At 62.9% G+C, this 18,531-nt stretch carries 10 protein-coding genes; 7 read left to right on the forward strand and 3 right to left on the reverse strand.

The window, feature by feature from the left end:
• Window positions 1-97 precede the first annotated feature (97 nt).
• Window positions 98-1,162 carry an AI-2E family transporter gene (locus tag ACSSU5_RS19065; protein WP_264309469.1) on the forward strand — a complete coding sequence of 355 codons (1,065 nt, stop codon included), beginning with the start codon at window positions 98-100 and terminating at the stop codon, window positions 1,160-1,162.
• Between the two features lie 79 nt (window positions 1,163-1,241).
• Complete coding sequence (locus ACSSU5_RS19070; RefSeq protein WP_492559504.1) at window positions 1,242-2,651, forward strand: aminotransferase-like domain-containing protein; 1,410 nt, start codon at window positions 1,242-1,244, stop codon at window positions 2,649-2,651.
• On the opposite strand, the gene panB is transcribed toward ACSSU5_RS19070, so the two are convergent.
• The 3 genes from panB to ACSSU5_RS19085 form a co-directional block, all read right to left on the reverse strand.
• Window positions 2,639-3,454, reverse strand: a complete 816-nt coding sequence (panB, locus tag ACSSU5_RS19075; protein WP_264309467.1) for a 3-methyl-2-oxobutanoate hydroxymethyltransferase — start codon at window positions 3,452-3,454, stop codon at window positions 2,639-2,641. The two genes, ACSSU5_RS19070 and panB, sit on opposite strands and share 13 nt — an antisense overlap.
• A gap of 170 nt (window positions 3,455-3,624) precedes the next feature.
• Window positions 3,625-4,452 (reverse strand): phosphonoacetaldehyde hydrolase, encoded by an 828-nt coding sequence (phnX, locus tag ACSSU5_RS19080; protein WP_492559505.1) that lies wholly within the window; start codon window positions 4,450-4,452, stop codon window positions 3,625-3,627.
• A 34-nt stretch (window positions 4,453-4,486) separates the two neighbouring features.
• Window positions 4,487-5,593 carry a 2-aminoethylphosphonate--pyruvate transaminase gene (locus ACSSU5_RS19085; protein ID WP_492559506.1) on the reverse strand — a complete coding sequence of 369 codons (1,107 nt, stop codon included), beginning with the start codon at window positions 5,591-5,593 and terminating at the stop codon, window positions 4,487-4,489.
• A 112-nt stretch (window positions 5,594-5,705) separates the two neighbouring features.
• Between ACSSU5_RS19085 and ACSSU5_RS19090 the strand changes: the two genes are divergently transcribed.
• From ACSSU5_RS19090 to ACSSU5_RS19110, 5 genes are all read left to right on the forward strand, one after another.
• Complete coding sequence (locus tag ACSSU5_RS19090) at window positions 5,706-6,569, forward strand: LysR substrate-binding domain-containing protein (RefSeq protein ID WP_264309464.1); 864 nt, start codon at window positions 5,706-5,708, stop codon at window positions 6,567-6,569.
• A gap of 57 nt (window positions 6,570-6,626) precedes the next feature.
• Window positions 6,627-7,649, forward strand: coding sequence for an AraC family transcriptional regulator (locus ACSSU5_RS19095; RefSeq protein ID WP_264309463.1), 1,023 nt, complete (start codon window positions 6,627-6,629; stop codon window positions 7,647-7,649).
• A gap of 80 nt (window positions 7,650-7,729) precedes the next feature.
• Entirely contained in the window at window positions 7,730-12,226 is a 4,497-nt protein-coding gene (locus ACSSU5_RS19100; RefSeq protein ID WP_492559507.1) for an NEL-type E3 ubiquitin ligase domain-containing protein, read from the forward strand.
• Between the two features lie 83 nt (window positions 12,227-12,309).
• Complete coding sequence (locus ACSSU5_RS19105; protein ID WP_492559508.1) at window positions 12,310-16,752, forward strand: NEL-type E3 ubiquitin ligase domain-containing protein; 4,443 nt, start codon at window positions 12,310-12,312, stop codon at window positions 16,750-16,752.
• 122 nt (window positions 16,753-16,874) lie between these two features.
• On the forward strand, window positions 16,875-18,521 hold the full coding sequence (locus tag ACSSU5_RS19110; RefSeq protein ID WP_492559509.1) for an acyl-CoA synthetase: 1,647 nt from the start codon (window positions 16,875-16,877) through the stop codon (window positions 18,519-18,521).
• The last annotated feature ends 10 nt before the right edge of the window (window positions 18,522-18,531 follow it).

Here is an 18,531-nt window from a genome sequence, read left to right on the forward strand (position 1 = left end):
ACGCGCCGGGAGTACCGTATTGATCTGAATCAACGCAGGCGCGGCACTTTTGGCGAAGCGGCGGGCACTAATGTCCAAGAACCCGCGAGGAAACGCCATGAACCAAACCGCCCTCCAGAACAAAGCCCTGGCAGCATTGCTGACGCTGGTGACCATCGCTTTCGTCTGGATCCTGCTGCCGTATTACGGTGCGATCTTCTGGGCGGTGATACTGGGCATCCTCTTTGCCCCTTTGCAGCGCGATTTGCTGATCCGCTTCGGACGGCGGCGCAATCTGGCGGCGTTCACCACGTTGCTGATCTGCCTGCTGGTGGCAGTGCTGCCGGTGATCATCACCAGTGCCTTGCTGGTGCAGGAGGGCGCCACGCTGTACCAGCGCATCGAGAGTGGGCAACTGGACATCGCCGGCTACGTCGAGCGCGGCAAGGACATGCTGCCGGCTTTCGCGCAACACAGCCTGGACAACATGGGCATGGGCAACCTGGACGGGCTGCGCGACAAGATCACCAAGTGGGCCACGCAGGGCAGCCAGGTGCTGGCCAGCCAGGCCTTCAATTTTGGCCAGGGCACGTTCGAGTTCCTGATCAGCTTCGGCATCATGATGTACCTGCTGTTTTTCTTTTTGCGCGAAGGCGCGGAGGTTGCCCGCAAAGTCCGGCTGGCCGTGCCATTGCCCGAGCACCAGAAGCGCCGGTTGCAATTGAAGTTCAACCGTGTGGTCCGGGCGACGGTCAAGGGCAACGTACTGGTTGCCATTACCCAGGGCGCGCTCGGCGGCTTGATCTTCTGGGTGCTGGATATTCCGAGCGCGTTGGTGTGGTCGGTGTTGATGGCGTTTCTGTCGCTGTTGCCGGCGGTAGGGGCGGGGATTATCTGGGCGCCGGTGGCGGCGTACTTCCTGCTGACCGGGGCCATTTTGCCGGGGGTGATCCTGACCGCGTTCGGGGTGCTGGTGATCGGCCTGGTGGACAACGTGCTGCGGCCGATTCTGGTGGGCAAGGACACGCGCATGCCAGACTACCTGATCCTGGTTTCCACCTTGGGCGGGTTGGCGGTGTTCGGGCTCAACGGGTTCGTGATCGGGCCGTTGATCGCGGCGTTGTTCGTGTCGAGCTGGGCGATCTTTGCCGACACCAAGCCGCAGGTACAGTTGCCGCAATAGCGCCTGGGTCGTTCTTGCTGGACGCTGTACCGGGGCTTTCGTTTACCCTGTGGCAGTTTTCTGCCGACGATGCCTGAGTATGGATACCCGCAAGACCGACAAACCCGGCTTCACTTACCAGGCGGTCTACCGCTACCTGCTTGGCTGCATCGAGGCGGCGCCTTCGAACGTCGAGCAGCGCATGCCGTCGCTACGCCAGCTGGCCCGGCAGTTGGGCGTTTCGGTATCCAGCACCAAGTATGCGTATGCGCTGCTCGAGGATGAAGGGCGGGTGCGTGCGCGGCCGAAACTGGGTTACTTCACCGTCATCCGTAGCGCTCCCTTGCGCAGGGAGTGCGCGTCGAGCTTGCTCGACACCGTGTTTTCCAGTGCGCGCCAGCCTGGGATGTTGGCCCTTGGCAGCGATGCACCGGCGATGCTGTTGTCGCTGGAGCAGCCGTTGCTGATGCTCGAACGGGAGCTGGCGCGCCAATACCCGCGTGCACCTGCGCCGCTGTACCAGCCGTTCGGTGAGCCTGAGTTGCGCAGCGTGCTGGCAGGCCGTTACACCCGCTCGGCGCAGCGTTGCTGGCAAGCCGAGCACGTGTTCATCGGTTCGGATCTGCGTAGCGTCCTTGAGCTGTCTTTGCGTGCGCTGGACCTCGAAGGCCAGGTCGCGCTGGTCGAGTCGCCCTGCAGTTGGGCGGTTCTGAGGCAGTTGCAGGCCGCGCGCATGACCATCATCGAAGTGCCCTTGGGTGACGACGGCCGGTTCGACCTGCAGCAGCTGCATCAGGTGCTCTGCGACGAGCCGGTTCGCCTGGCGGTGCTGTCTTCGGCGGCCAACGTGCCTCAGGGCGGCTTGATGCCCGCTGAGGACAAACAACAGATCTGCCGCTGGCTGGCCGAGCACGCGGTGTGGTTGTTCGAGAACGATGGCTATGGCGAGTTCTGCTTCCACGCGGCGGCGCCGCGCTATCGGGATTTCGCCGAGCTCGACCGGTTGCTGGTGTTTTCCACCTTCGACAAGGTGATCGGTGCTGAAGCGCCCTATGGCTACCTGCTGTGCAGGCGTCACACCGAACGTTTGCAACAGCTGTTTCTGGAGCGTGGCTTTCGGTTGTCACCGATTCGCCAGAAGGCAATCGCCAAGTTGTTCACTTCGCGGCGGGTCGAGCAGCACCTTCAGCTGCTGCGCCCCTTGCTGAGCAATCGCATGCTGCAGATGAAAGCGTTGCTGGAGGCCCACGGCCAGGGCAGCTTGCGCGTGGTCGAGCCGCAGGGTGGGGCGAGCCTGTGGCTGGAGGCGACCCGACCGGTGGACATGCGCCGGGTCTTCGAGCGGCTGTTGGCGCAGCGTATCGTCATCGCGCCGGGGGAAATCTTCAGCCAGCACGGCCTTTGGCGTAACCACCTGCGGCTGTGCTACACGCTGGACTGGAGCAAGGACATTGGCCAGGCGCTGCAACGCCTGGTCAAGGCGATTCAGGATGAGGCTCAGGCCCCGTAGCAGTGGTGCATCTCGGGGAAGCTGCCGCTGCGCACGTCCTCTGCATAGCGGGCGCAGGCCTCGCGGATCACCTGGCCGACGTCGGCATACTGCTTGACGAAGCGAGGCACATGTTCGCCGCCCAGCCCAAGCAGGTCTTCGGTGACCAGCACCTGGCCATCGCAAGCGGGTGAGGCACCAATGCCGATGGTCGGCTTGTCGCTGGCCTCGGTGATGGCCCGGGCCACGGGCTCGGCCACGCCTTCCAGTACCAGGCTGAAAGCGCCGGCTTCGAGGTTGGCGCGGGCATCGGCACGCAATGCAGCGCCACTGTCCGGGCTCAGCCCTTGGGCCTTGTAGCCGCCCATGACATTGACGAACTGCGGCATCAGGCCGATGTGCGCCATGACCGGTATGCCGCGTGCGACCAGAAACGCCACGGTACTCGCCAACGCCTGGTTGGCTTCCAGCTTTACGGCGTCGCAGCCGGTACTGGCGAGCACCTGGGCGCAGTTGCGAAAGGCCTGTTCATGGGACTCCTGGTAGCTGCCGAACGGCATGTCAGCGATCACGCAGGCCAGGCGCGTGCTGTCGACCACGGCACGGGTATGGGCAATGGTCTCGTCCAGGCGCATGCCCAGGGTGGAAGGGCGGCCGTAGCCGACCATGGCAGTGGAGTCACCGACCAGCATGAAATCGACCAGGGGGTCGATCACCTTGGCGATAGCGCTGGAATAGGCGGTCAGGGAAACAATCTTCTGCCGGCCTTTCATTGCCACCAGCTGTGGCACCGTCAGTCGTTTGTTGCGGGTATGCGTGCTCATCGGTGTTTCCTTGGAGGTGGAACCGTCAGGAAAGGGGAGGGCCGATTATTGAGTTTCGCAGGCACAACTCAATGTACAGAAGGGCGCTGAAAAGCAACCCAGATGAGCTTTGCGCAGGGCATATAGCGACGATGGGGCTGCAATGCAGCCCCCGGAAACAAACGCGACGGTCAGCAGGCTTGCGGCATCTCGCCCCTGGCCAGGCGCCGGTTGATGTCGGCAATCACCTCGGGCAATTCGTTGATGGTGTCGATCAGGTAATGCGGGCGTGAGCTGGCGAACAGCGTATGAATGCGCTTGCGCTCGCTCTCCAGCTTCTCGGCACTGAGCGCCCGGTAACCTTCCCAGGTCAGCCCCAGGGCATTGCCGGAACACACCAGGGCAACGGTCCACATGCCCGCGCGGCGGCCTTCGAGGATGCCCGGTACGGTGTCGTCGACCTTCACGCAGGCGGCCACGTCATCGATGCCCAGGGCAATGACGTTGGCCAAGGCCTGGGCCGGCCACGGGCGGCCATTCGGGGTTTCGTCGGTGGCCACCACATGGTCGGCGACATAGCCGTTTTGCGCTGCCAGTTCCACCACCTTGTCCATCACCACCTTCGGGTAGCCCGAGCACGAACCAATCTTCAGGCCGCCCTGGCGCAGGCCGGTGAGGGTGTCCAGGGCGCCAGGGATCAGCGCCGAATGCACAGCGATCTTCTCGATCTGCAGGGGCATGAAGCGGTTGTAGAGGGCGGTGACGTCATCGTCGGTCGGGGTGCGGCCGAACACCTTGCGGTAGCGCTCGGCGATTTCCGGCACGTCGCACAGGGTGCGGATGTGGTCCCACTTGCCCATGCCCATCGGGCCGCGGGCTTCTTCGATGGAAACCTGGACGTCGAACTCGGCGAAGGCCTCGACGAAGATCTGCGTCGGGGCGAACGAGCCGAAGTCGACCACGGTGCCGGCCCAGTCAAGGATGGCGGCTTGCAGCTGGGTAGGGTTGCTGTAGTTCATGTGCGCTATTTCCTGAAGTCGGGTGGGCAAAGGGTCAGATGTCCAGCACTTCCATTTCCCGCAGCACGTCGGCCACGGCATTCACAGCGGCCTGCATGCCGTCTGGCCCGACCACACCGATGCAGCCGACGCGGAAAGTCTCGACCTGGGTCAGCTTGCCTGGGTAGAGGATGAACCCCTTGGCCTTGACCCGTTCGTAGAAGTCCTTGAACTGGTAGCGGGCATCGTCCGGGGCATGGAAGGTGACGATGATCGGCGCCTGGATTTCGGCGGGCAGGAAGCTGCGCAGGCCGATGGCGGCCATGCCATCGAGCAGGGTCTTGCAGTTGTCGGCATAGCGCTGGTGGCGGGCAGGCAGGCCACCTTCCTCGTTGTACTGCTGCAGTGCTTCGTGCAGCGCCGCGACCACGTGGGTGGGCGGGGTGAAGCGCCATTGGCCGGTCTTGGCCATGTAGGCGTGCTGGTCGTGCAGGTCCATGGCCAACGAATGGGCGTTGCCTTCGGCGGCGGCCAGCGCGGTTTTTTCGGCGAAGACGAAGCCCATGCCGGGGACGCCTTCCAGGCATTTGCCGGAGGCGGCGATCAGCGCCTCGAAGGGCACCTCGCGGGCGTCGATCGGCAGTGCGCCGAACGAGCTCATGGCATCGATGATCAGGCGCTTGCCATGGCGCTTGATCACCTGGGCGATCTCAGGCAGCGGGTTGAGGATGCCCGTACTGGTTTCGCAGTGGATCAGCGCCACGTGGGTGACGGCAGGGTTGGCCGCCAGCAGCCGGTCCACGTCGGCGGCGGTGGTCGGCTGGTCCTCGGCGGTTTCAAAGGTGCTGTAGGTGCGGCCCAGCACCTTGCAGATTTTCGCCAGTCGTTGGCCATAGGCGCCGTTGATCAGCACCAGCACCTTGCCGTCACGCGGTACCAAGGTGCCGATGGCCGCTTCCACGGCGAAGGTGCCGCTGCCTTGCAGGGGCACGCAGTGGTGGCTGGCGCTGGCGTCGAGGATGGCCAGCAGTTGTTCGCAAACGCTGGCAGTGAGTTGGTTGAAATCGCGGTCCCAGGAGCCCCAGTCCACCAGCATGGCTTGGCGGGTGCGGATTGATGTGGTCAGGGGGCCGGGGGTCAGCAGGATAGGCGCGTTGCTCATTCCGTGGTTCCTCACAAGCGGTGGAGTGAAACTACGGGGCCTAGGTTGCAATTGGCGCTGTCATCAATCAAATTGTTTGTTGTTATCTGAGCTATAAGTCAGGCCGATACATATGAACCTGTTCCAGTTACGTGCTTTCGATGCTGTCGCCCGTGAGGGCAGCTTCACGCGGGCGGCCGAGCGCCTGTTCATCAGCCAGCCCGCAGTGACCGGGCACGTGAAGGCGCTGGAGGAGCACTACCAGATCACCTTGCTGCGGCGCACCGCACGGCGGGTCGAGCTGACCGAGGAGGGCACCCGCCTGGCAGCTATTACCCGGGCGATGTTCGGCCTGGCCGAAGAAGCCCAGGCGATGCTTGAGGCCAACCGGCAGTTGCTGACCGGGCGCCTGGAGGTGGCCGCCGACGGCCCGCACCGGGTCATGCCGATGCTCGCCCAGTTACGCGAGCGCTACCCGGGCATTACCGTCAACTTGCGTTTGGGCAATGCCCAGGAAACCTTGGCTGCGCTGCTCAGCGAACATGCCGATGTGGCTGTACTGACCGAGATCGAACCGCGCAAGGGCCTGCATTTGCAAAACCTCTGCGAGTCGCGTTTATGCGCATTACTGCCGGCGGGGCATGCCTGGGCCAGTGGCGAAGGCGACTTGCCGCTGGCCGAGTTGCACCAGCACATCATGGTGCTGCGTGAGCCGAGTTCCACCACCCGGCGTACGTTTGACACGGCCTGTGCCACGGCGGGCGTGCAACCCCGGGTGTTGTTGGAGCTGGACAGCCGTGAGGCGGTGACTGAAGCGGTAGCCTCGGAGCTGGGCATTGGCGTTGTTTCGTCCACTGAAGTTGCCAATGACCCCAGGGTGGTCGCACGGCCACTGGCTGGCGCTGGCCTGGTCAACCAGCACATGATCGGCTGCCTGGAGCGCCGTCGCGAACTGCGGTTGATCCAGGCATTCCTGAGCCTGGCGGCGGGGCTGTGATGGCTGTTTTGAACAGGGCGACCTATGATGGCCGACACCAAGCCGACAGGACCGTCGATGAGCGAAAAAGACACCATTTCCATGCAGCTGGTGCGCGAAGCGCTGTTGCAGACGTGCCCTGCTGGTGAGCCCGATAACGGCTTGCTGGCGCGCGCTGGCATTGCCGCCGACCAGTTGCACCTGCCTGCTGCACGTGTGAGCGCCGAGTCCTATGCCCGGCTCTGGCGTTTGCTGGCGCGGCGCTGCAACGACGAGTTCTTCGCCATGGACCCGCGCGGCCTGCGCAGCGGCAGCCTGGCGTTCATGTGCCGGGCAAGCATGGGCCAGCCAAGCTTGGGCACGGGCCTGGAAACCGCGTTGACGTTTCTGGCACTGATGCTCGAAGACTTGCAACCGGCCCTGGTGCGCCAGGAAGGTTTGGCCGAGATCGTCATCAACGAGCCGCGTGACGAACCGCGTCGCGCGTTTACCTATTTCACCTTCTGGATGATCGTGCATGGTGTGGCCTGCTGGCTGGCCGGGCGGCGTATTCCGATTCTGGCCATCGACCTGCGCTGTGCCGAGCCACCGTTCTGCGACGACTACCGGGTGATGTTTTCGGAAAACCTGCAGTTCGAGCGCCCGCGTACGCGCATGATCATCGCCGCCGAATGCCTGGAGCTGCCGCTGCGGCGCAGCGAAGAGGAACTACAGCGCTTCCTTGCCGAGGCACCGGGCAACATCCTGGTCAAGTACCGCGACCCTGCCAGTTTGGGGCGGCGTATCCGCACTGATCTGATGCAATTGGCCCCGGGGCATTGGCCAGATGCTGACAACCTGGCGCGGCAGTTGTGCCTGTCGCCCTCGACCCTGCGCCGGCGTCTGGCCGAAGAAGGGCAGAACTACCAAGGGTTGAAGGACAGCGTGCGCCGTGAGCTGGCAATTACCTGGTTAAGCCAGCACGAGGCGGCCATGGGCGAAATCGCCGAGCGCCTGGGGTTCGCCGACAGCAGTTCGTTCTACAAGGCGTTTCGCAAGTGGTTCGGCTGTAACCCAGGGCACTACCGGGCATTGATTCAGTCGCGCGGTTCGGGGCACTGAGGGGCGAGCGCTTCCGGCTGCCGGGCCGCACGGCACTGGCGCAGGGTGGCAGGCCAGAACAGGCCTTGAGGACTTCGACCGTGCCCGAAGCGACGATCCACCCAAAACTGCTGCACCCAGCCAATGACTTCATTGCCGAGCAATTGCCCACCTGGTTGAAGCGTGCCGGACGAAAGCCGCTGGACGCCTTGCGCGTTTGCATGACGGCGCATTTACAGAGCCAGAAGCACATGAACGCGGCTTGGCAACAATTGATGCCGCTTGAGCGGTTTGCTGCGCAGCACCTTGAGCAAGCGATTAAAAAGCAGCTGGCGCTGGATCTCGATTTGCCCAAGGTCAACTGGCGTGAAGAGCGACGACGCTTGAAGGTGGTTCAGGGACAGGTGCGTGAGTTCGAGTCCTATTTTGTGACGGTGCCGGCCTTGCAGAAGCTGTTACAGAACTTCAAGAAAGGTGAGCCGTACTTTGCAGGCACCGCGTTGATCGACGCTACAACGGCGCCTGGCGAACCCGAGCAGGTCCTTACCCAGCAAATCGATGCTGTCGTGAACCTGTGCCGCAGTACTGACGTCGGCAAAGCGTACCAGGCTCATCTTGACCAGGCTTTGACGTCTGCCTTCCAGCGTAAGTTGGCCACAGACAAGCGCCTGGAACTGGCGGTCGCAGTCGAAATGGCGGGCATCAAGGGACAGCTTTCAGCCAGCGACCTGCGGATGCTGCGTCAGGTTGGCCAAGGCAAGCGCCCGGAGTTGCCTTCTGACCACGAGCTGAACATGGGGGCTCTGCAGATACTGGGGCAGCGGGTGGACGGGGCGATCGCATTCGAGCTGGTTGGAACGCCATGGGGTATCTCCGGGCTGATCTTCAACCCGAAACGCTTGTTGGCCGTGCTGCTGTACCTACCCGATGAGTCACAGCAGCCGTTGCGCCGTTTCGCTGATTGGCCAGCGGCGAACCAAGCCCTGGCCGCCGCCATGGACCATGCACCGTTTCGCCAGGCGCTTGCCCGTCGCATTGCGCTCGACGGGCAAGCGGTTTATCAGGTGAAACTGGGCAAACGCCTGCAGGACGACCAACCGGACCTCGAACCCGAGCGGACCACTACGACCGGTGAGGTATTTGCCCACTTGGCGGCCGGTCATGTGCAGCGCATCAAGGCCGATGCGGCGTTCCTGGCTGTGCCGACGGCGCAGGCGGACGCCGGGTTCGCCGCCGAGCGGTTGCGTACGCTGGCGTCGGCTGGGCTGGGGCTGCTGAATTTGGCGGGGCTCTTTGTGCCGGTCGTTGGCACACTGCTGTTGGCTGATCTGGCCCGGCAAATGCTGGGCCAGGTATTCGAGGGCGCCAGCGACTGGGCGCAGGGGCACCAGCACGAGGCGCTGGAGCACCTGCTTCAGGTCGCCTCGACACTGGCGGGTGGCGCTGCGGTTGCGGCGGGCATGCAGGCACTGCGCAGCGCGTTTGTCGAAGCACTGGAACCGGTCACTACCGAGGCGGGCACGCAACGTTTATGGCGCTACGACTTGCAGCCGTACCTGCTGCGCTCAACCGTGCCGCCGATGACCGAACTCGACAATGGGCTGCTCAGTGATGGTCAGGAATATGGGTGGCGGTGCGAGGGGCAGCTTTACCGGGTCAGGCGTGATGCGGCGGGTACTTGGCGGTTGCTGCACCGTGACGGACCGGGCGTATTTGGCCCTTCGCTTGAAAACAACGCGGAGCGTGCCTGGCGGCTCAGCTACGAGCGGCCATTGGAGTGGCAGGATACGGACGTGCTGCTCAAACGTTTGTGGCCTGACGCGGCAACACTGGGCGCAGAACGGATCACGCACATCCTGACGGTTGCGGGCGTCGATGGGGCGCACCTGCGTGGCCTGCTGGTAGAAGGTCGCCCGCTGCCTGTCAGGCTGCGCGACACCCTGCAGCGTTTTGCCATCGACGACAGAATCGAGGTGTTCTTCGCCCAGCTCGGGGCCGGGAGCGACGATACTGAAGCCTTTCAGTGGTGTGTAGACAAGCTAGCCCTGCAAGGGCAGAACGTCTCGGCGCAGACGCCGACGATTCAGGCCGCGGCCGAGCAGTTAAGAGGGCCGATGCTGGAGCATTTTGCAAAGCGCTACCTGGCGCATGATCCGCTGTTGGCCACGCTGAAAAAGAGTTTTACAGGGCTGCCGGACGCCTATGCACTGGACCTGCTCAACATGGCCAGCGCTGAAACACGCCAGCGCATGCTAAATGAGTCTCGCGTGCCGCTGGCATTGGCCGAGCAGGCGCGCGGGCTGCTGCAGGAGGCCCGATTGGTCCGGGCGCGTGAGGCACTTTACCTGCGCAGCAGCTACCATGCCGACGCGGTTACCCTGGCGTTCGCCCTATTACGCCGCCGAGGCTTGGCGCCGGGCGAGGTGAACCTGGTCCTGCGTGATGGCTCAAGCCACGGGCCGGTGCTGGACCGGCTGTTTCCTGATCAAGGTGACGGGCCGCTTGCCACGGTGATGGTCTGGCGCGAAGGTGGGTTTGAACTTTTCGACGATATGGGCCGTGCCAGTGAGACCGAAGTCGCGCACCCGCAGGGAGTGTTCGAGGTACTGGCTGCCTGCCTGCCGCCCGCATTCCTGCAGCAACAGGGATGGACAGGTGAAGGTGCGATCGCGCGCATCCGTACGTCCATACAGGGCTGGCTGCCCCGCGATCGGCTGAAATTGTTACGCCTGCTTGGCCGGCGTGAAGCCAAGCCAGTCGGTTCGCCCTTGCACCGGTTGCCCGATGGGCGAGTGGGCTACTTGCTCAGTGGCCGGGGTGCTTCCGCGGGGGCGCAGAGGCAGATGCTGCGGCGACGGATTCGCAGTTTGTATCCCTCATTCGATGAGCATGCGGTCGAGCGTTTCCTGCAGGTGCTGGTGAACAATTCGGACTCCGCCTATGCCAACCTGCTGTATCAGGAGCAAGAATACCGTCGGCTTGACGAAAACCTGGGGCGCTGGACAGAGGCTGTTGCCGATGCTGAACGTGGGCACAGGCGGGCGGTGGCCAATGCGTTTCGACGTGCCTGGCGCCTCGAGGGTGAACGGGTCGTTCATCAAAATGGGGAGCAAGGTGGCTTACAGCTGAACATTCTGAACGTGCCAGCAGGCAGCCTGCCTTCTATACCGCCAGGTACTGATTTTGGTCATATCACGGACTTGGTGCTGGTGGGGTTGCGCCTGCAAACCCTGCCGGAAGGGTTTTTGAACTGTTTTGCGCGGTTGCTGCGCCTGGACTTGAGCAGAAATGCCTTGCGTGCGTTGCCGCAAGCACTCAGCAGCTTGCCACGGTTGCGCCATTTGCACCTGGCCGGCAACCAGATCCGCATGTCCGAGCCTTCTGCGAGCGCCTTGACCGAGCTTACCAACCTGCACACGCTGGATTTGAGTGGCAACCCTTTGGGCTCGATCAGCTTGCGCTTTAACCGGCTGCCCCACCTGCGCGAAATCCAGCTGTACCGTGCAGGCCTGCAAACAGTGCCGGAGGGCCTTGAGTGGTGCGGCCTGCTGGAGCATGCCGACTTGCGAAACAACCAGATTTCCAGTTTGCCCCAGGCATTGCTCGATGCACCGCAGGCTTTGCGTCAGGTGGTGCTTGTCGAGGGTAATCCGCTGACGGTGGCCGAGCGCGAGCGCTTGTATGCGGTTCAGCCGGTTAGTGCCCATCTGCAGGGGGAAGAGGCCGATATCCTCCGCGCCAGGGCCACCTGGCTGGGGGCACTGGATGAACAGCATCAGCCACACAGATCGGCTCAGTGGGATGCCTTGAGGCAAGAGCCTGACCATACGCAGTTCTTCCTGCTATTGGCAGAACTGACCAACAGCGCCGATTTTCGTCTGGTGCGCGAAGACCTGTCGCGAAGGGTGTGGGAGATGCTGGACGCTGCCACCAACAGTACTCAGATTCGTGAAGAACTGTTTGAGCGGGCGGCTGACCCGCGGACCTGCGTTGACAGTGTGGCGCATTGTTTCAGCCAGCTCGAAGTCCGCATGAGGGTGTTGCAGGTGACGTTCGGGGGCGACCCGATCGCCACCCGTGACGCCCGCTTGTTATTGGCGCAACGCATGTTCCGTCTTGACGAAGTGGAGCGCTTCGCCCGTGCCGACTTCCTGGGCCGGTCGGTCGAGGGGCGTGACGTAGACGAAGTCGAGGTCAGTCTGGCTTACCGTACGGGCCTGGCGGGCCGCCTGAACTTGCTTGGCCAGCCCCGGGCCATGCAGTTCCGTCCGCTTGCCGGCGTCTCGCAAGGTGACCTCGATCGGGTATACACAGCAGTCCTGACCGTCGAAGCGGGTGATGAGCGGGCTCGCTACATCAGTCAGCGAGACTTCTGGATGCCGTACCTGCGTGCCAGGTATCCCGAGCCATACGCGAGCATTTCCGACACCTTCGACAGGCAGTTGGATGCCCTTGACCAAGAGAAGGAATCCCTTGGCAGTGGCGCGTATGTACAACGCTGCGAGGCGCTTAAGCGGGAAACCGAGCAAGCCTTCGAAGCACTTGCGTTACGGCTTACCGAGGATGAGTTGAGCCTGCCGTTGCAAGGTCGTCCCTAGGCCGCGTGGTCCAGTTCCCTCTGCGCCTGGACTTGGCGCGTCTGCAACATGGTTGGCTCAATCGGATATCCAAAGAGCCCTCCATGCCTACTGTCACAACTGACCACGACGCATTCATCGGCGCCCGTTTGCCTCAATGGCTAAAACGAGCTTCAAAGGGCCAGATCAACACCCTGCGTACCAGCCTCAACGCGCACCATGCCAGCCAGGCGCGCTTGCGTGGGCTCACGCTTGAACTGCTGCCGCTCCAGCAGTTTGCCGAAAAGCATCTGGAGCAGTTACTGGATGCACCCGTGCCTGACGGGCAGGCCTTTGCCCAGCTCGAATGGCTGCAGGTGGCACCGCGCATCGGCACATTGCCAGGCACCTTGCAGCAGACCTACGAGTACAGCCAGACCCGTGAAAACGGGCTGTTGCGGCTAATGCGCAACTTTGCCGAAGGCGCAAGCTACTACCAGGGCTCGGGGCTGGTGTTGCCAGGCAGCGATCAACCGTTGAATGCGTCGCTTGAGGTGTTGATCAAGGCCTGCCGCAGGCTGGATGTTGGCCAGGGCTATCAGGATGAGCTGGAGCGGATCTTCCAGCCCGCCACCCTGGCGATGCTGGCGGAGGACAAACGTTCAGGGCTGAAACTGGCGACTGAGGTGGCCGCGTTGCAGGGCAACATCAACGTTGATGTACAGATTGCCTTGCGTGAGGTGGCAGACCACGGTCAAGCGCATCGACAATTAGGCCTCAAGGGTGAACCCAGGCCGCTCAAGGCCCTTGGGCAACCGGTGGCCGATGGCGTGCTGGTCCAGTTGCGCGACACGGCCGGGAAAGACCGAGGGCTGGTACTTTACCTGCCCAGTGATCCCCAGCAGGCACTGCGAGTGTTCGACACTGCTGCAGCCATGAACAGGGCCATGGCGTTGCTGCTGCGAGGCGCGGCTTACCGCCAGTACTTCACCCAGCTGATCAGCCTTGAGCACCGCGCAGCTTTCGTCACTACCCTTGGCAAGCGTCTGCAGGACAAGCAAGCGGACCTTGAATTCCAAGGTGCAACACCGCAAGCGGGTATTTTTAAGGCGCTGGCAACCCAGCAAGTGCAACGGGTCAAAGATGATGCCCGCTTGTTGTTGGTACCCACTGCCGAGGCCGATACCCAGGCCGTGCGCGCCAGGCACGCAGCGTGGAAGGCTGCAGGCCTGGACTTGGTGAACCTGGCCGGGTTTTTTATTCCGGTGGTGGGGGCCTTGTTATTGGGTCAGTTGGTTGTCCAGACCTGCTCGGATGTGTTCGAAGGGATCAGCGACTGGTCCAGGGGGCACCAGCACGAAGCACTGGAGCATTTGCTTGGGGTGGCCGAGACCCTGGCTGCCACCGCGGCGGTGGTGGTTGGGGTCAGCGTACTGCGCAGCACGTTTGTCGCAGGCCTGGAGCCTGTGAGCCTGGGACGCGGGCGCAGTCGTCTTTGGCACTACGATGCAGAGCATTATCGATCCTTGCCAGGCGCCATCGATCTGCTCGAGGATGGTCGTTATGGTGTAGCTGATCGTCGCTGGATCCGTTTGGACGGGCGCTACCACGAAGTGCATCGATCAGGCCCTGATGGCCCCTACCGGCTGCGCCGCGCAGCGGGGGGTGGATATGGCCCCGTCGTGCTGCACAACGGCGAGCGCGGCTGGCGATTGATGCGCGAGCAACCGCAGGCTTGGAAAGCGCCTGAGCGTATGCTCGATGTGCTATGGCCGCAGCATCCCCCCATCGACGCGCGTCAGGCCGCGCAGATACTGCAGGTGGCCGGCGTCGATGAGGACGAGCTGCGCGGTGTTCTGGTTGAGAATCGACCGGCCCCGGTGAGCCTGGGGCAAACCCTGCGTGCGTTCCAGGCCCATGCACGTATCGAAACGTTCTTCAAACGTGTCCGTTTGAAGACATTGATGCCTACCGACAGTGAACTGTTGGCCTGGAGTGAAGGCTGCCCAGGGGTTGGCAAGGGTCTGGCACAAATACTGGCGCATGAGGCTGAGTTACGCCCGCAGTTGTTTACCCAGCTGACAGAACAGCCGCTTGCCGAAGACCCGCTGAGCCTATTGGTCAAGCGCGACTTTCCTGGCCTGCCTTCGGCCTACGTGAACGAAGTTGTCGGCCAGGCGAGTGAGCTTGAGCGCGAGCGGGCGCAGGTCGAACAACGCCTGCCATTGCCGTGTGCAAAGAACGCGCGATCGCTCTTGCGCCTGGCGCGTTTGAACCGAGCGCTCGCTGGGCTTTACCTGAGTACGGCTTACAGCGAGGTGACAGGCGAGTTGGCCCTTGCATTGCTGGATAGCTTCGAACTGGAACAGCTCGATATCGATTTGCGCGACGGCGCGTGGGAGGGGCGTTCGATCAAACACCTCGGCAGCGGTGGGCAAAGTGAGGCGGAAAGGATACTGGTCCGCCACGAGGGCGAGTTCAAGGTCTACAACGGGCTGGGTGAACAGCAAGCAGTTACGCTTGGCGACCCTGGCTGCATATTCGAGGCAATCCTTGCCGTGCTGACGTCAAAGCAACTGGCAGCGATGCAACTGGCAGAGCGCGCTTCGGCGAACCAGCTACGCGTGCAACTCGTGCAACGGTTACCTGGTTCTCATTGGGGGATCGCGCGTTTGCTTGGATGGCCAGAGCAGGGGGCCTGGTTCAATCCAGGGCGTCGCCTGGATGACGGGCGCGTTGGGTACCCACTCAGTGACCACCCTGCGGGCACTTCCAGGGATGAGCAGACGATCATTCGCGACCAGCTGCGTGCGCTCTACCCGGGCCTGGATGAGCAGGGGCTCGATGAAGAACAGGCGCGTTTGCGGCAAGAACCGCGACCAGTGTTTGAGCAATTGGCGGAGTTGCAGGACGATCTTGACCAGCTGGTGCAGCACCTGAACCGCTGGGTCGGTGCCGAGCTGCAGGATGGGCGGCAAGCCGCGCGCAGGTTGACGGCAGACAGCATCCTGCGCGCATGGCAGTTGCAAGGCGAAACCGCCCTAGCAGTCGACGGGCGGGCAGGGCAGCGGACCTTGTCGCTGAGCGGCGTGCACCTGCGCACGCTGCCGTCGTTACCGCCGCATATCGATTTTCATCGCATCACGGTGCTGAACGTGATGGATACGCGGGTCACAGATATTCCGGCCGATTTTTTACGCCCATTCACAGCCCTGACACGCTTGAACCTAAGCCAGAATCAGTTGCTGCGCCTGCCAGCGGGCATTGCACATCTACCGAATGTACAAGCGCTTGTGCTGTCACATAATCAGATCCGCCTCGATGCCCAGGCAGTCGGAATGCTGCACAGCCTGCCCAACCTTGTCCATCTTGACCTCAGTTACAACCGATTGGAGGCGCTTGAATTGAGGTTCCATCAGCTTTCTCGGCTGAGCAGCCTGAACCTGCGTCATTGCCGATTGGGGGCCTGGCCGCAACGCTTGGAGCTTTGTGGCTTGCTGGAACGTGCTGACCTGCGCGATAACCAACTGCGCACTGTGCCGCGCGAGATCCAGCAGATGCCCTATGCGTTTCGACGCGCCATTCTGATTGAGCGCAACCCACTGTCGGCCATGCAGCTACAGAGGATGTATGCACTCGATGTCATCGAAGAGCACAGGCACCTGCCTGAGACTGCGGCGCTCCTTGACCTGCCCAGGGTTCGGGCGCTCTGGGTCGGGCATGCGGATGCTGCGGCCCAGTTGACGCGGGAGGCGCTGTGGCTACGGTTGCTGGAGCAACCCGGTAGTAGCGGATTGTTCACGATACTGGCGCGCTTGGAACGCACTGCTGACTACATTGAGGGCGGTGAGGGGCGTGCGGCACTGGTGGAAGGCGTATGGTCGTTGCTCGAAGCGCTGGACGGCGATCCGGTGCTCTGCCGACGAGCCTTTGAGCAGGCCGGCTTGCCGTTGTCATGCCTGGACTCGGTTGCCAGTCGCTTCAGTGATCTGCAAGTAGTGGTAAGGGAGGCGCAGGCTGAAGCCCGCGCGGTGAACCCGCAAAGCAGGGGCGAGTTGTTGGAACTGGGCCGACAGTTGTTCCGCCTGGATCAGCTTGAAAGGGTGGCTTATCAGGACTGTCTCCGGCGCATGGCCGCAGGTGAGCATTTCGATCAGCTGGCACTGGGGTTGGCTTACCGGGTGCAGCTTCGCAGCCGCTTGACGCTGCCCAACCAGCCCTTTGCCATGCGCTACCCCGAGGCTGGCGAAGTGACGCAGGCCGGGATAGAGGAAGCGTTCCGACGGGTTACCCGCGCGCAGACTGTCGAAAACCTTACCGAGAGCCTAGGCCAACGCGAGTTCTGGCGGCGTTTTCTGCGTCAGCAGCATGGCCGGATGTTCGATGCGATCAGTGCGGATTACGCTCAGCGTACGCTTGGGCTACAGGCTCAACGGCCTGGCTTGTCGCCGACAGCGCTCGCCGAGCAGCTAAGCCGCCTGCACGAACAGCAAGGCAGTGATGTGGAGCGCCTGATCAACGGACTGACCCAGTCCTACTTGCGTGCAGCCGAGCGCGCGGATGGGTGAGCAAGGGCGGCCAAACCGGTCATCCAGATTGACAGCTTTGGCCATTGCCGCCGCGCTTGAGCGGCGCGAACATCGTCGGACTGATGGCTCAACTCCAAAAACAAGAAACCAGGAGTCCGACGATGCACGATTACGCCGAGACCATTCGAGCGTTCGACCCTGCCCAGGCCGCTAGCACGGCGCTGCTCGGCAACCTTGCCGCCCTCAATGCTTGTGTCGAATGCTGCGATCGGCACGCCGGTAATGACACGCTGGCGCTGATCCATGTGGACCGCGATGGCAACGACACGCGTTACAGCTTCGATCAGCTCAAGGCCCAGGCTGTCCGTTTTGCCTGTGTACTCAAGGCACAGGGCGTGGGCGCGGGAGACCGGGTCGCAGGCCTGATGCCGCGCACGCCCGAATTACTGGTGACTATTCTCGCCACCTGGCGCCTGGGTGCTGTCTATCAGCCGCTGTTTACTGCGTTCGGGCCCAAGGCCATCGAACATCGCCTGGAACAGTCCGGGGCCAAGGTGGTGGTCACCGACAGCCAGAACCGCGCCAAGCTGGATGAAGTGCAGGGCTGCCCGACGATCATCAGCGTGCAGGCCCGCGCCGGCGAGCTGGACTTCCAGCGGAGCCTGGACAATGCCGACGAGCAGTGCCCGCCGGTCATGCGCACGGGCGATGACCCCTTCCTGCTGATGTTCACCTCCGGTACCACCGGCCCGGCCAAACCCCTCGAAGTGCCGCTGCGCGCCATTGTCGCCTTCCAGGGCTACATGCGCGATGCCATCGACCTGCTTCCTGAGGACAACTTCTGGAACCTGGCCGACCCGGGCTGGGCTTATGGCCTCTATTACGCCGTTACTGGCCCGCTGTCGCTGGGCCATGCCACGACGTTCTATGATGGCCCGTTCAGTGTCGAAAGCTGCGCGCGGGTCATCGACAAGCTGGGGATCACCAACCTGGCCGGCTCACCGACCGCCTACCGCCTGTTGATCGCGGCTGGCAGTGAGTTCTCCGCGCCGATCAAAGGCCGCCTGCGGGTCGTCAGCAGCGCGGGCGAACCCCTCAACCCAGAGGTGATTCGCTGGTTCGCGGACGAGCTGGGTGTGACCATTCACGACCATTACGGCCAGACCGAGCTGGGCATGGTGCTGTGCAATCACCATGGCCTCAAGCACCCGGTACACCTGGGCTCGGCCGGGTTCGCCATTCCCGGTCACCGCATCGTCGTGCTGGATGAACAAGGCGCGGAATTGCCGGCCGGGCAACCCGGCATCCTGGCCGTGGACCGCGAGCAATCGCCGCTGTGCTGGTTTGGCGGTTACCACGGTGTGCCTACCAAAGCTTTTGTGGGCAAGTACTACCTCAGTGGCGACACCGTTGAGCTCAATGCCGACGGCAGCATCAGCTTTGTCGGCCGCAGCGATGATGTGATCACCACCTCCGGTTACCGCGTTGGCCCCTTCGATGTGGAGAGCGCGCTGATCGAGCATCCGGCGGTGATCGAGGCGGCCGTGGTTGGCAAGCCCGACCCTGAGCGCACCGAGCTGATCAAAGCGTTCGTCGTACTGGCCAAAGGCGTGGAGGGCACCCCCGAGCTGGAAGAAACCCTGCGCCAGCATGTGCGCAAGCGCTTGTACGCGCATGCCTACCCCCGCGAAATCGAATTCGTCAGCGAGCTGCCCAAGACCCCGAGCGGCAAGCTGCAACGCTTCATCCTGCGCAACCAGGAAATCGCCAAACAACAGGCGCAACTGGCCGCTCACGCCAGTGCCTAAAGGAACGACA

This window comes from Pseudomonas sp. E1MeOHC2 (genome assembly GCF_058745025.1).